Origin of the sequence: Mesorhizobium sp. M0106 (assembly GCF_040322715.1) — a bacterium.
In the GTDB taxonomy this organism is placed as follows: Bacteria; Pseudomonadota; Alphaproteobacteria; order Rhizobiales; family Rhizobiaceae; genus Mesorhizobium.
In genome coordinates this window covers 66,520-80,176 of record NZ_JAMYUA010000021.1, presented here as the reverse complement: position 1 = coordinate 80,176, position 13,657 = coordinate 66,520, and the positions used below count along the sequence as shown (strand labels likewise).

Genomic DNA, 13,657 nt, shown 5'->3' with positions numbered 1-13,657 from the left:
AACAACTGCCCCGGGGAGTCGAGCTTTCGATCGGGGCGCCATGGAGGACGTCATGCAGACAGCAATCGCTGCCGCCGAGCCGCGCGGCAAACTTCCCTTATACCGGCATCTTTATGTGCAGGTGCTGGCGGCGATCGCCGCCGGCGTGCTGCTCGGCCATTTCTATCCCGAAACCGGCGAGGCGATGAAGCCGTTCGGCGATGCTTTCATCAAGCTGGTGAAGATGGTGATCGCGCCGGTGATCTTCCTGACGGTGGCGACCGGCATCGCCGGTGTTTCCGACCTGCAGAAGGTCGGCCGCGTCGCCGGCAAGGCGATGATCTATTTCCTGGTGTTCTCGACGCTGGCGCTGGTCGTCGGCCTGGTCGTCTCCAATGTCGTCCAGCCCGGCGCCGACATGCACATCAATCCAGCGACGCTCGATACCGCCAAGGTGGCGGCGTATGCCGAGAAGGCGCACGACACAACCATCGTCGGGTTCCTGATGAACATCATCCCTGACACCATCACCGGCGCCTTCGCGCAGGGCGACATCCTGCAGGTGCTGTTCTTCTCGGTGCTGTTCGGCGTCGCCCTGGCGTTGGTCGGCGATCGCGGCCGTCCGGTCGTCGATTTCCTGCAGGCGCTGACCACGCCGATCTTCCGCCTCGTCGCCATCCTGATGAAGGCCGCACCGATCGGCGCGTTTGGCGCCATGGCCTTCACGATCGGCAAATACGGCATCGGCTCGATCGCCAATCTCGCCATGCTGATCGGCACGTTCTACTTGACCGCGCTGCTGTTCGTGCTAGTGGTGCTCGGCGCGGTTGCCCGCTACAACGGCTTCTCGATCCTGGCGCTGATCCGCTACATCAAGGAAGAGCTGCTGCTGGTGCTCGGCACCTCGTCCTCGGAAGCGGCATTGCCAGGCCTCATGGCCAAGATGGAGCGCGCCGGCTGCAACCGCTCGGTGGTCGGTCTGGTTATCCCGACCGGCTATTCCTTCAACCTCGACGGCACCAACATCTACATGACGCTGGCGGCGCTGTTCATCGCGCAGGCGACCGACACGCCACTCACCTACGGCGACCAGATCCTGCTGCTCGCCGTCGCCATGCTGAGCTCCAAGGGTGCCGCCGGCATCACCGGCGCTGGCTTCATCACCCTGGCGGCGACGCTTTCGGTCGTCCCCACGGTGCCGGTCGCCGGCATGGCGCTGATCCTCGGCGTCGACCGCTTCATGTCGGAGTGCCGGGCGCTGACCAACTTCATCGGCAATGCGGTAGCGACGGTCGTGGTGGCACGCTGGGAGGGAGAACTCGACCAGACGAAGTTTGCCGCCGCCATGGCCGGCGACTTGCCGGAGGAAGTCGACCTGTCGCTGCCGGGTTTGCAGGCCGCCTGACTGTTTAGGCTGCATGGTCATAAGCCCCGGAGGCGGTTCACCGGCTCCGGGGCAAAAGGGCCGGCGGTCGCGGCATGCCGCCTGAAACGCAACCTGAAGTGGCCCTATTTTCGACGCGGGGCTTGTTCCAGCCGCATTTGCAGGCCAGTATCCGCCATGCCTTCAGGGCACCCGTCCGCTTCGCTCCCGACCTGATTGCGAGGCGAGACATTTCCGTCGGGCTCGGTTGCGACATCACCTTGGCCGAACGTCGGAGCTTTTGCTGCCGACCGCGTTCTGACTATGGCGGCAGCCCTCGAAGGCAATGGCGGCCTCACTGCGAAGTCGCAAGCGAAACGTGACCCGTCTCCTGGTGGAAAGCGCAAGCTTTTCTGAGGGGAACTCGTCGCGCCTGAAGAGGGCCACTTGAAGAGGGGCAGGCCCATGAGGGCCTTTGCCGAACCAAAGCAAGATGCGAGGTCAAACGCGATGCAGCCTGTCATTCCGGTATCCATCATCATCCCGAACTACAACTATGCGCGGTTCCTCAAACGCAGCATCGACAGCGCCCTCGAGCAAGACTACGCCGATGTCGAAGTCATCGTCGTCGACGATGCATCGCAGGACAATTCCACGACAATCATGGAATCCTATCGCGATGAGATACTCGCATGCCCGCGAGCGCAAAATGGCGGACACGCGGCGGCATTCAACACCGGCTTCGCGGCGAGCTCGGGCAAGATCGTCCTGTTCCTCGACGCCGACGATTATCTTTATCCAACCGCCGTCTCTACCATTGTCGAAACCTGGGACGAGGCAACCGCCCAGGTCCAGTCCAGACTGGCGTCGACGAGGGGCAACGCATCAAGGATGTCTTTCCGCCGCCCGAACTGGCTTTCGACAGCGGCGACGTCATGCCGAAACTCCTGCACAAGGGCCGCTATCAGACGACCGTGACCAGCGGGCTCGCCTTTGACCGCGCAACGCTCGAATCGATCATGCCGATACCGGAGCCGGAGTTCCGCCAGGGCGCCGACGGCTATCTGGCAACGCTGGCGCCGATGTACGGGCATGTCCAATCGATCGACGAATGCCTCGGCGCCTACCGGATCCATGGCGCCAACCATTCAGTCTTCGGTGAAAAGCTCGCCGAGCGGGCACGCTGGCGGGTAACTCACGATTTCCGCCGCATGCAGGCGCTGTCGGACCAGGCTTCCGGGATCGGCCTGACCATCGTGCCGTCGAATGCCGTCCGCCACGATCCGGTCCACCTGGAAGAGCGGCTGGCATCGCTTTGCGCGGACAGAGACCGACATCCCGTCGCCGACGATTCCCGGCTGGCGCTCGGGGCGGCCGGCGCCGTCGCCAGCCTCGAAATGACCGCATCCCTGCGGCGGCGTGCAATCCTTGCCGCCTGGTTCCTGTCGGTCGGAGTGTTGCCGCGGAAAATGGCGACCGCGGTGCTGTCGTGGAAGCTTGATGCGTCGTCGAGGCCGGCATTTTTGAGCCGCCTGTCCAAGAGAATCCGCCATGCCATGGGTTAGTGGGTGGCGCTGTGCCACAACTCCGCCAGGTTTTTGGGAGGTCTGGCAACCCGGGTAGATTTCGAACAATATCATTATGGGTACGTGGCGCCCCAAGCGAAAGGACAACCAGCCCATGACCTCTTATGAGCCGATGCGTCCGATGGAGCGCTGCCCATCCCACCCTGGAGCGCTGCTTGACGACATTATCCCGGCAACCGGAAAGACCAAGGTGGAGATCGCCAATCTGCTCGGAATCTCGCGCCAGCAGCTTTATGACATCATCCGCGAAAAGAAGCCGGTGTCGCCGGCTGTCGCTGCCCGTCTTGGAAAGATGTTCGGCGACGGCGCCGCGATCTGGCTCAGGATGCAGGCCGCCTATGATGCGTGGCACGCCGAACGCGAGGTTGACGTCAGCGCCATTCCAAGGCTGCATGCTGCCTGAGATGCAATAGATCGGCCGAACCACCGAGGCTCTCACAAATCGATCACGGTCCCGCCTGCCTGGACCGGTCCTGCGGTTCGACGGCTCGCTCGACCAGGACATGCGCTTCCCGCGCGGCCTCGATGAACGCGTTCCTGGCGGCTTCGGTCCAGCGATCGTCGCTCATGGCGCGGCGGCATGTGCGCAGTGCCACCCCGTGTTTGGCGCTGCCGGTGTCACGCCAGTGGGCTTCCAGCAATGCGACAGCCTGCCGTGCGTTGGAAATGTTGCGGATATCTCCCACGATGCCGACCGCAACCGCAACCGGCTTGGCAAACCATCCCTGGTTCATGGCGGGGCCTTCGACCTGTTGAACCATCTATAACGAAAATCGTAGCCCAAGGTTTCATTCGCGCCAGTCACCTCGGCGTGAGGCGGCGTCTACAGCGCTGCGCGCAGCCTGACCACGACGCTTCGCGCCACAAGCACCAGCACGGTGATGACGATCAGGATCACCGAGAGCGCTGCGATCGCCGGGTCGATGTTGTCGCGCAGGCCCATCCACATTAGCCGCGGCAGCGTGATGGCGTTGACCGAGGTGATAAACAGGGTGACGCCGATCTCTTCCCAGGACAGCACGAAGGACAACAACGCCGCGGTGACGATGCCGAACTTGATATTGGGCATGATGATGCGGGTGGCGCGCTCCCACACGGTGGCGCCGAGGCCGCGGGCGGCGAGGTCGATGCGGCGGTCGAGCTGGCTGAGCGACACCAGGATCAGCACCGTGGCGAAGGGCACCGTCATCACCGCATGCGCCATGGCGACACCCAGCCAGGTGTCATAGCCGAAGAATGAGCTGACGCCAGAGATCGAGGTCAGCAGGAAGTAGAGCGTGATTGCCGAGACCACCGGCGGCACCACCATCGGCAGCAGCACGAAACCGACCAATGCTGCCGTGAAGCGCGGCTGGAATTATCCAGATGCCGAGGCTGAAGCAGAGCGCCAGCACGGTGGAAAAGGCGCTGCTGACGATGCCGATCCTGATCGAGAGCAGGATCGAACTGATCCAGCGCGGATCCTCGATCAGCGCCCGGTAATGGCGCAGCGACAATTCGCCCGACGGCATCGCCAGCATGCGGCTCGGCGTCAGCGACACCGGGATGACGGCGAGCAGCGGCAGCAGCAGGAACAGCGCGACGAGGGCGGCGAGGACCAGCGAGACGGGACCGGGGCGGTAGGTCGGCATCGCGCTACACCAATTGCTTGGGTCTGATATAGCGGAAAAGCAGCGCCATCAGCGCGCCGACGAACAGCACCAGCACCACGCTGATCGCCGCACCCAGGCCCCAGTCCGGGCTCTGGAAGATGCGGAGATAGATCAGCTCGGCGATCATCACGCTGCGGCCGCCGCCGAGGATCGCCGGCGTGACGAAGAAGCCGAGCGAAAAGACGAAGACGATCAGCGCCGAGCCGATGATGCCGGAGCTGGTCATCGGCACGAATACCGACCAAAAGGTGCGCATACGGCTGGAGCCGAGGCCGCGCGCCGCCAGCAGCACACGGTCGTCGAGGCTGCGCATCGATGAGGCCAGCGGAAACACGGCGAAGGGAATGAGGAAATGCGTCATCCCGACGATAACGCCGAACTCGTTGCGCACCAGCGCCAGCGGCTCTGAGATGAAGCCGACCGCCTGCAGCCAGGTGTTGATCAGGCCGCGATTGGACAAAAGCGCCACCCAGCCGAAGGCGCGCGTCAGCACCGAGATCCAGAACGGCACCAGGATGCAGAACTCGGCCACGACGCGCTGCACCGGCGTGCCGCGTACCCAGACAACGGTGATGACGTAGGCGGCGACAACCGAAACGATCGTCACGATCGCGGCGATGCGCAGCGTGCGGATGAAGACCGACTGCACCAACTGATCCGTGAGCAGCGCATTGTACTGCCCCAGCCCCGGCGTGGGCAGCGTAAAACTCCATTTGACCACGCCAAGGAATGGCCAGGCGTAGGCCAGCACAAGAAAGAGGAGCAGCGGCGCCATCAACAGCGCCGCGCCCATCCTGTCGGAGAGGTATGCTCTCATCCGGTTATCCCGGCTTGTCAGGCGGAGATGATCTTCGTGTATTCGTCGAGTGCTGCCCCGTAGTTCTTGGCGTACCAATCCATGTCGAGCGGAATCTGCTTTTTCATGTTCTCGGGATCGACCGGGTTGATGCGCTTCTTGTCGGCGGGGATCAGCGCATCGGTGGCCGGGTTGGCCGGACCCTGGCCGAGCTTGTCGAACATGATGAGTTCCTTCTCCGGGTCCTGGGTGCTGGCGATGAACTTCATCGCCGCGTCCTTGCCGCCGGGATTGCCCTTGAGCACGGCGAGCGCGCCGGGCGAGATCAGGCCCTGGTCCCAGATGAACTTGATCTTGCCGCCGCTGTCCTGCTCGATGAGCGAAGCCCGGGTCGACCAGACGATCGCCATCGAGGCCTCGCCATTGAGCAGCACGCTCTGGCTTTCGGCGCCGCCACCCCAATAGGCGACGACGTTTTCCTTGAAGGCTGCGATCTTGTCATGCGCGCGCTTGAGGTCGAGCGGGTAGAGCGAGGCCGGCGCGACGCCGTCGGCGAGCAGTGCCGCTTCCCAGCTCGACACGCCCCATTTGTAGAGCGAACGCTTGCCGGGGAATTTTGCCACGTCGAAGAAGTCGGCCATGCCGGTCGGTGCCTGGCTGCCGTATTTCTCGGCATCGTAGGCGATGACGTAGGAGAAGAAATAGGTCGAGGCAGCGTACTCCCAGCCGAATCCCGGCCGCATCTTCTTCTTGTCGACGACCGCATAGTCGATCGGCTCGAGTATGCCTTGGGCGCCGAGAGTGATGGCCGAGAACGGATCAACGTCGACCAGATCCCAGGTCGGCGCGCCGCTCTTGAACTGCGCCGCGATCGCGCCTTCGGTCGGGCCGGAGCCGTCCATCTTGACGGTGATGCCGGTCTCCTTGGTGAAGGCCTGGCCGTAAGCGGCGTCATAGGCGGTGATGGCGTCGCCGCCCCAGTTGACCAGCACCAGTTCCTTCGCCGCGGCAAAGGCGCCGGTCGAGCGCAGTAGCATCGGCGTGCCGGCCAGCACCACTGCGGCCAGCTGCGTGAACTGCCGGCGCGAGATCTCGCCGCGCACTGCCCTGGCGGATAGCGCCTCGATGGAATTTTTCTTGGTTTGGTTTGTCATGTCAGTTCCCCTTTTTGTCGTTGGTATTTCCTGAATGTCAGCTTGGCGAATTCGCCACGCCGATCGTCATTGCTCTCCATCCGGAAGGAGGAAGCCTTTCTCCGCGGGCCAGGTCAGCCAGACGGAATTGCCCTTGCTGAGGGCAGAGGCGGCGACCTCGTTCGGCACCGAGACCGTCACCTTGGCGCCTTGGCGCGTCGTCAGATCGAGCCGCGTTGCAGCGCCGAGATAGGTCGAGGCGACGGCAGTCGCGGCAATGCCGTTCTCGCCTGCCGCGGCTTCGCGGGCGATCGACATGTATTCCGGCCGGATCGCCAGGATGGCATCGCCATGGACCTTCTCGGCCCTGCAGCGCATGCTGATCGCGCGGTCTTCGCAGAGGCCCGTCGAGCCATTGTCGGCCGGGCGCACGCCCTTCAGCGGCAGCATGTTGATCTCGCCCAGGAACTCGGCGACGAAGCGGTTGTCCGGCCGGTCGTAGACCTCGTCCGGCGCGCCGACCTGCAGCAATTTGCCATGGTTGAAGATGGCGACGCGAGATGACAACGCCAGCGCCTCGCTCTGGTCATGGGTGACGAAGACGAAGGTGGTGCCGGTCTCCTGGTGCAACCGCTTCATCTCGGCCTGCATCTGGCCGCGCAGGCTCTTGTCGAGTGCCGAAAACGGCTCATCGAGCAAAAGTACGCCCGGCTCGAACACCAGCGCCCGCGCCAGTGCGACCCGCTGCTGCTGGCCACCTGACAATTGCGACGGCAGTTTCTTTTCGTGACCCTTGAGCCCGACGCGCTCGATCATTTCGCCGACGCGGCGTTTGATCTCGGCCGCCGGTTTCTTTCGCACCTTGAGCGGAAAAGCGATGTTGGCCTCGACGCTCATATGCGGGAACAGCGCATAGCCCTGGAACACCATGCCGGCGGCACGCTGCTCGGCCGGCCGCTCGGTGATGTCGACGCCGTCGCTGTAAAGGCGACCGTCGGTCGGCTGAATGAAGCCGGCAAGGATCATCAGGAAGGTGGTCTTGCCGGAACCGGAGGGGCCGAGCAGGGTGAGGAACTCGCCACGGCCGATATCGAGCGTCAGATCGTCCAGCGCACGGAACGAGCCGAAGCTCTTGCCGATCCCGATTGCCTTGATCTCTGCGGCCCGGCCGGGTTGCTGCATCCTGCCCTTTCCTTAGCGTAGCCGAAATCGTAGGCAGGGCGGCGGCTCACCGCAACCGAATAGTTTTCGCCTGATCGGCAAATTTGATTCATCTATGCGCCAATCTCCCCCTCAAGGGGGGAGATTAACGCTGGTTCTCCGACAGCTTCGACCTCAGCCACCGCCCAAACGCCTCCAGCACCGGATGCGCCGCCTTGGCGTGCTCGGAAACCAGAAAATACGAGCGCGGGGAGTTGATCGCTATGTCGAAGGGGCGGACCAGCCGGCCTTCGCTCAGTGCCCGGCCGCTGGTCAGCTCGTCGCCCATGGCGATGCCCTGGCCGGCGATCGCCGCCGAAAAAACCAGGTTCATGTCGGAAAAGAAGATGCCGCCTTCCGGGTCGGGGTTCTCGACCTTGGACAGCGCCAGCCAGCGCGCCCAGTCCTCGGTATCGCCGAGATGCAGGAGATTGGCGCGCAGCACGTCGGCCGGCTTGGAGAAGCCGCCGATCTTGTTGAGCAGCGTCGGGCTGCACAGCGGCGTAAAGGAGATCCCGCACAACAGCTCGACCGCGCGGTTCGGCCAATTGCCGACGCCGAAGGCGATGAAGGCATCGGCCTCGGCATTGCTCACGTCGTCGAGACGGCGCGGCGTCAGGATGCGCAGCGCGACATCGGGGTACATCTGCCGGAACTCGCCGATATGGGTGCACAGGAACAGCGAGGCGAAACCCGGCGTACAACTGACGCTGAACGAGCCGCCGATGCCGGTGCCGGCATGGCGTGTCACCGCGTCGCCCAGCACCGTCAGCGCCTTGCGCACGTCGCTGGCATAGCGTTGGCCTCGTGGCGTCAGCGCCACGCCCTTGCCGATACGTTCGAGCAGATCGAAGCCGAGATCGCGTTCGAGCAGGCGCAACTGATGACTGACGGCACTGCGGGTCAGATGCAGTTCGTCAGCGGCGCGCCAGACGCTGCCGTGGCGGGCAAAACTGTCGAGGGCGCGCAGCGCCTGCGTCGAGGGAATTCTCAAGAGGTGAACCGAATTTGCATGAGCCGGGAAAACATATCACTTTTTGGCGGGGCGCTTCACTGCTTTCTTTCCGCCATGGAGCAACCGGTGACCTCCGCGCAAGCGACCGCACTTGCCTGTCTGGACGACATCCAGCCGTCGCTATCGGCGTGGACGCGGACGATCTTCGATTTCGGCGAGACCGCCTGGCGCGAATACCAGTCGGCCGCCTGGTATGTCGAGCATCTGAAACACGAAGGATTTTCGGTCGAGGAAGGATCGGGCGGCATGCCGACCGCCTTCTGCGCCCACTGGACCAACGGGACCGGCCCGACCATCGGCATGTATGCCGAGTACGACGCGGTGCCTGGCAATTGCCAGGATGCGGCGACGGTGAAGCGACCGCGCCCGGGGCTGGGCGAACAGGCCGGCGGCCACACCGATCCGCATTCCGGCCTCGGTATTGCCAGCCTCGGCGGGCTGCTGGCGACCAAGGCGGCGATGCAGCGTCACGGCATATCAGGCACGCTGCGCTTCACCGGCGAGCCGGCGGAGAAGGTGAGGGGATCGAAGCCGATCCATGCCGCGAAGGGCTATTACGATGGGCTGGCGGGCATGGTCTCCTTCCATCCTTTTTATATGCTGCCGCTGTGCAACACGGCGCGCTGGGACACGCATTGCGGTGCGGCCTATGCGATGATCTACCGTTTCATCTGCGACGAGCCGGAACATTGGGCGAGGGCGGCAGGCGACGCAGCGCCCATCCCGCAGGCGCATTCGGCGGTCAGGGCGCCCGGCGCCAACGACGCGCTGATGATGATGTACATGGCCTCCAAGGCGCTACGCGATTCCATGCTGCCGCACCAGGGCGGCTGGTCGATCAGCGAGGCGATCCTGACGGCGGGCCAGGCGACCGCCGACAATCTGCCGGCCGGGCTGGCCGAGATCCAGTACATGATCCGCGTGCCGACGCTTGCCATGGCCGAGCAGGTCACCGCCGTGCTCGACCGCAATGCGGAAGCCGCAGCCAGGATGAGCGGCTGCCGCCATGAGCGGCACTGGGTGTCGAAGTCGCGGCCGGGGCTGGCCAATCACGTCATGGCCGGCATTGCCTTCGACGCGCTGGCGGCGGTCTGGCCCCCGTGCTGGGACGAGACGGCCAAGGCGATCGCCCGCGAAGTCCAGGTCAATGCCGGGGGCGAGGCGACCGAGGAACCATTCATCGACGAACTGGAGCGGCTGATTGCACCGCAGGATGCCGAGGCGATCCTGCGCCGTGACTTGCCGCCATCGCAGCTCAATTCCACCTCCGACGATTACACCGACATGTCGTGGCATACACCGACGGCACGATTCTACGTCGCCCGGCCGGCGCTGCGATCCGAGAACGGCCACGCGTTTCCGTCCTGGGCGATGAATGCGCTGGGCGGCATTTCTGCCACCATCGACCCGATGGTCATCTGCGCCGCAAAGACGGCCGCGCTGGCAGCACTTCGCCTGTTGGAAGACGAGGCTGCGCGCGACGCTGCGATGGATGAATTCGTCACCCGCACCGGCGGCGGCATCGGTGGCTCGAACTGGATCGCGCCGCTCTGCGACTACGATCCGCCAATCGGATTTCGCTGGCCGGAATACATCACCACCCCGCGCGGACGGGATTGGTGGATACCAAGCAACCAAGCCGCATGATCAACATCAACCAAGCCGCCCTTCACGAGGAGAAACCCCATGACCGTCCATGACCGCATCGTCACCGAGCCGTTTTCGCTGCAGCGCCGCAACCCGGCCGGCGGAACCAAGCCGCTGACCGCCTGGGGCTTCGCCAACGAGACCGACGTGCTGACCGACGTGCTGCTCGGCTCGCCGAATTTCCTGCGTCATCTCTCGACCAGTTCGCTGTCGCGCAAACATCTGCGGGAGGCGCCGTGCAACGTCCAGATCGCGCAGGGGCAGCACAAGGACCTGGTCGCCGCCTATGAGCATTTCGGCGTCAACACCCACTGGCACGAGCCAACGCCGGAGCTGCCGATGCAGGTCTATTCGCGCGATTCCAGCGTCATGACGCCGTACGGCGCCATCATCACCGCCATGTCGCAATGGTGGCGGCGCGGCGAGAACTACGCGGCGATCCGCACCTATGAGAGGCTCGGCATTCCGATCTACGACATGGTCACCGCCGGCACCTTCGAAGGCGGCGACTTCAACGTCATCGAGGACGGCATGGTGCTGATCGGCTGCGGCGGCGCCCGCACGCAGGAGGAGGGCGCGCGCCAGGTGCAGGCCTGGTTCGACAAGGAGGGCTGGGAGACCCGGATCGCCTTCATCGACGAATATTATGTCCATATCGACCTGATGGTGGTGCCGATCGCTGAAAAACTGACCGCTGTCTGCCTCGCCTGCACGGAGCCGGGCATCGTCGACTGGCTGAAGGGCAAGGGCCACGAGATCATCGACGTGCCGTTCCCGGACACGATGGCGCTCGGCTGCAACTTCATGTCGCTGGGCAAGGACCGGGTCATCGCGCCGACCTCGAGCCAGACGCTGATCGGTCAGCTCAAGGCGCGCGGCTTCGAGGTGGCGGCCATCGACATGAGCGAGATCTCGAAGACCGGCGGCGGCATTCACTGCATGGCGCAGGCGCTGAAGCGCGAGCCGGCCTGAGGGGCCGGCCTTTAGCCCGGCCGCTTGTGCGAAAGCGCCATTGTCAGCACCGTCGATCCCGCCTGGCGCGCGGCGCGCGCCTACAGCACGATGAGCTTTCCCTTGCGCAGACGCCGGGCGCAACGATAGACGAGGTCGGCAGCGACCATGTCTTCCATCGCAATGCCCATCGCCTTGTAGGTGGTGATCTCTTGATCCGAAACGCGGCCCGGCGCGCGGTCGAGCAGCATGGCGCCAAGCTCGATGCCGAAATCCGGGTCGAAGCCGGCAAGCTCGCAAGATCCGACCGGGGTCGGTTTGAATGCATCCCTGGTTTCGACAAAAAGACTGGATCTGCCGATGAGCTCGATCGGCATTTCACCGCCGGGCGGCGCCACCCCGACCGACGAGACATGCGTGCCTGGCTGGACCCAGCCTGCGTCGATCACCGGCTGGTAGGAGTGGGTCGCCAGGCACACCACGTCGGAACTGCGCACTGCTGCCTCGAGGTCGGCGACCGCCACCACCGACGGATGCAGCCGGGCAAGCGCTGCCGCATCGTCGAAACTCTTTGAAGCGACACGGATTTCGGCAAAGTCGCGCACCAGCGGCAACAGATGCAGGTGCTGGTTGGCCTGCACGCCGGCGCCCACCACGGTCGCTATCCTGGCATCCCGGCGCGCAAGCGCGCGCACCGACAGCACGGCGGAGCCGGAGGTCCGCACCGCGGTTATGAAGGTGCCGTCCATGATACAGACCGGCAGGCCGGACAGCGGATCGAACAGGCTGATGGTGGCGAGGTGGCTGGGCAGGTTCTTGGCCAGGTTGCCTTCGAAGACGTTGACGATCTTGACGGTCAGGTTCATGCCCTCCATCCAGGCCGGCATGGCGAGGCTGTAGCCGGCCCCGGGGATGTCGAGTTGTGGTCGGGGTGGATTGACGACCTTGCCTTGTGACAGCGCCTTGAAGCCGTCTTCCAGAACATCGAGAAGCTGACTGAGGTCGATGCATTCCATCACGTCGGCTTCGCTCAGCACCAGGATCTCGGTCGCTCCCTTGCTGATTTCCGCCGCACTCCTGCCGGCTGGGCTGAACGCTTCCTTGGTCATCCTGCACTCCTGTGTTCGAAATCGGCTCACCACGTTTGCTTTCAGCGGTGAGGGAAGCGCAGGCTATTGCGAGGTTTTATGTTATGAAATACGTCGATTTCGGCATCTCTGCGTGAAATCAACACGCAAATCCCTCAGATAGCGTGGATTGTGAAATGAGCGACCTCGACCAGATAGACCGCAGCCTGCTCCGGTTGCTCCAGGAAGACGGACGCCGGACGACGCTTGATCTTGCCGGGCGTGTCGGGCTGTCTCCGACCGGAACCAGCCAGCGGGTTAAGCGCCTGTTCCGCGACGGGTTCATCACCGCGGTCAGGGCCGTGCTTGATCCGCGCAAGGTCGGCCGGGGAACACTGGTGTTCATCGAGGTCCGGCTTGACCACACGGCGCCGCATGTCTTTGACCGCTTCGCCGAAGCCGTGGCGAAAGCTCCGGAGGTTCTGGAGTGCCATATGGTGGTTGGCGGTTTCGATTATCTGGTCAAGGCGCGGATCGCCGATATGGCGGTGTTCCAGGATTTCCTGCAGCGGGTCATCCTGCCGCTGCCCGGCGTGCGCGAAACGCACACTTTCGCCTCCATCGCCGATGTCAAGCCGAACGCCCTCTTGCCGGTGTGATCAGTGGAGGAGGATCAGAGCGACCTGCATCGCATCTTCGCCCAGGTGCAGAGATGCCGGAGACCGGCTCTAGCCTTGCACGGTCAGCAGGTTTGCGTCGCGCGCGAGCCGCCACTCACCATCCGCCTCCTTGCGCAGGAGCGTCAGCGCATATCCCGATCGATGGACCGGCTCGCCATTCGGCGGGGTCGCGGTCATATTGATGCGGCTGCGGATGAAGGCCCAATTGCCGAGAAGCTGTAGTTCCACGATATCGCTCGTGCCGTCGATATGAACGCCGGCCGTCTCCCGCGCGGCTGCCGCGAAGATCTCCTTGTCGAAGGGTTCCCGGCCGGGAACCATGAAGATCGCGTCGTCCGTCATCAAGCTGAGGACGGTCGCGATGTCTCCACGCTTGCTCGCATCCATCCACGTCTCGACCAGCTTTCGGATTGCCCTTTCGTCGTCCGTCATCCGTTATCTCCCTGGCTTCTCGCCGTCATCGATGGCGCACGGCGCTCCTCCCTCGCTGCTACATAGGGCTTGGATCGCACCCGTCATCGATTGCAGTGTTTTATCGACGTCGCGCTGCGTGGGGCATGGTCCGTGAAACGGCGGTCCGCGCCCTCT

Annotated in this window: 12 protein-coding genes and 2 pseudogenes; 6 read left to right on the top strand and 8 right to left on the bottom strand. The window is 64.0% G+C overall.

Annotated elements, in window-relative coordinates:
• The first annotated feature begins 52 nt into the window (after positions 1-52).
• The 3 genes and pseudogenes from NKJ55_RS20740 (at position 53) to NKJ55_RS20730 (ending at position 3,331) form a co-directional block, all read left to right on the top strand.
• Complete coding sequence (locus NKJ55_RS20740) at positions 53-1,384, top strand: dicarboxylate/amino acid:cation symporter (RefSeq protein WP_352451483.1); 1,332 nt, start codon at positions 53-55, stop codon at positions 1,382-1,384.
• Between the two features lie 468 nt (positions 1,385-1,852).
• Positions 1,853-2,907: pseudogene (locus NKJ55_RS20735) on the top strand (glycosyltransferase family 2 protein).
• 115 nt (positions 2,908-3,022) lie between these two features.
• Positions 3,023-3,331 (top strand): HigA family addiction module antitoxin, encoded by a 309-nt coding sequence (locus NKJ55_RS20730; protein WP_352451482.1) that lies wholly within the window; start codon positions 3,023-3,025, stop codon positions 3,329-3,331.
• 43 nt (positions 3,332-3,374) lie between these two features.
• Here the strand turns inward: NKJ55_RS20730 and NKJ55_RS20725 are convergent, their stop codons facing one another.
• From NKJ55_RS20725 to NKJ55_RS20700, 6 genes and pseudogenes are all read right to left on the bottom strand, one after another.
• The gene (locus tag NKJ55_RS20725) at positions 3,375-3,662 is read right to left on the bottom strand and encodes a DUF982 domain-containing protein (protein ID WP_352451481.1); all 288 of its coding nucleotides are present in this window, start codon (positions 3,660-3,662) and stop codon (positions 3,375-3,377) included.
• Between the two features lie 89 nt (positions 3,663-3,751).
• Positions 3,752-4,559, bottom strand: a pseudogene (locus tag NKJ55_RS20720) (ABC transporter permease).
• A gap of 4 nt (positions 4,560-4,563) precedes the next feature.
• The gene (locus NKJ55_RS20715; protein WP_352451480.1) at positions 4,564-5,397 is read right to left on the bottom strand and encodes an ABC transporter permease; all 834 of its coding nucleotides are present in this window, start codon (positions 5,395-5,397) and stop codon (positions 4,564-4,566) included.
• Positions 5,398-5,414: 17 nt separating this feature from the next.
• Positions 5,415-6,530 carry an ABC transporter substrate-binding protein gene (locus NKJ55_RS20710; protein ID WP_352451479.1) on the bottom strand — a complete coding sequence of 372 codons (1,116 nt, stop codon included), beginning with the start codon at positions 6,528-6,530 and terminating at the stop codon, positions 5,415-5,417.
• 66 nt (positions 6,531-6,596) lie between these two features.
• On the bottom strand, positions 6,597-7,691 hold the full coding sequence (locus NKJ55_RS20705) for an ABC transporter ATP-binding protein (protein WP_352451478.1): 1,095 nt from the start codon (positions 7,689-7,691) through the stop codon (positions 6,597-6,599).
• Positions 7,692-7,815: 124 nt separating this feature from the next.
• Positions 7,816-8,703 (bottom strand): LysR substrate-binding domain-containing protein, encoded by an 888-nt coding sequence (locus NKJ55_RS20700; RefSeq protein WP_023677271.1) that lies wholly within the window; start codon positions 8,701-8,703, stop codon positions 7,816-7,818.
• Between the two features lie 75 nt (positions 8,704-8,778).
• Here NKJ55_RS20700 and NKJ55_RS20695 point away from each other — a divergent pair, with 75 nt between their 5' ends.
• Together NKJ55_RS20695 and NKJ55_RS20690 are read left to right on the top strand one after the other, a co-directional pair.
• Entirely contained in the window at positions 8,779-10,371 is a 1,593-nt protein-coding gene (locus NKJ55_RS20695) for a zinc-binding metallopeptidase family protein (RefSeq protein WP_352451505.1), read from the top strand.
• Positions 10,372-10,410: 39 nt separating this feature from the next.
• On the top strand, positions 10,411-11,343 hold the full coding sequence (locus NKJ55_RS20690) for a dimethylarginine dimethylaminohydrolase family protein (RefSeq protein WP_352451477.1): 933 nt from the start codon (positions 10,411-10,413) through the stop codon (positions 11,341-11,343).
• Positions 11,344-11,423: 80 nt separating this feature from the next.
• On the opposite strand, the gene NKJ55_RS20685 is transcribed toward NKJ55_RS20690, so the two are convergent.
• The gene (locus NKJ55_RS20685) at positions 11,424-12,431 is read right to left on the bottom strand and encodes an ornithine cyclodeaminase family protein (protein ID WP_352451476.1); all 1,008 of its coding nucleotides are present in this window, start codon (positions 12,429-12,431) and stop codon (positions 11,424-11,426) included.
• Between the two features lie 155 nt (positions 12,432-12,586).
• On the opposite strand from NKJ55_RS20685, the gene NKJ55_RS20680 reads away from it, so the two are divergent.
• On the top strand, positions 12,587-13,048 hold the full coding sequence (locus NKJ55_RS20680; protein ID WP_126105586.1) for an Lrp/AsnC family transcriptional regulator: 462 nt from the start codon (positions 12,587-12,589) through the stop codon (positions 13,046-13,048).
• Positions 13,049-13,117: 69 nt separating this feature from the next.
• On the opposite strand, the gene NKJ55_RS20675 is transcribed toward NKJ55_RS20680, so the two are convergent.
• The gene (locus tag NKJ55_RS20675) at positions 13,118-13,501 is read right to left on the bottom strand and encodes a YybH family protein (protein ID WP_352451475.1); all 384 of its coding nucleotides are present in this window, start codon (positions 13,499-13,501) and stop codon (positions 13,118-13,120) included.
• Positions 13,502-13,657: the final 156 nt, after the last annotated feature.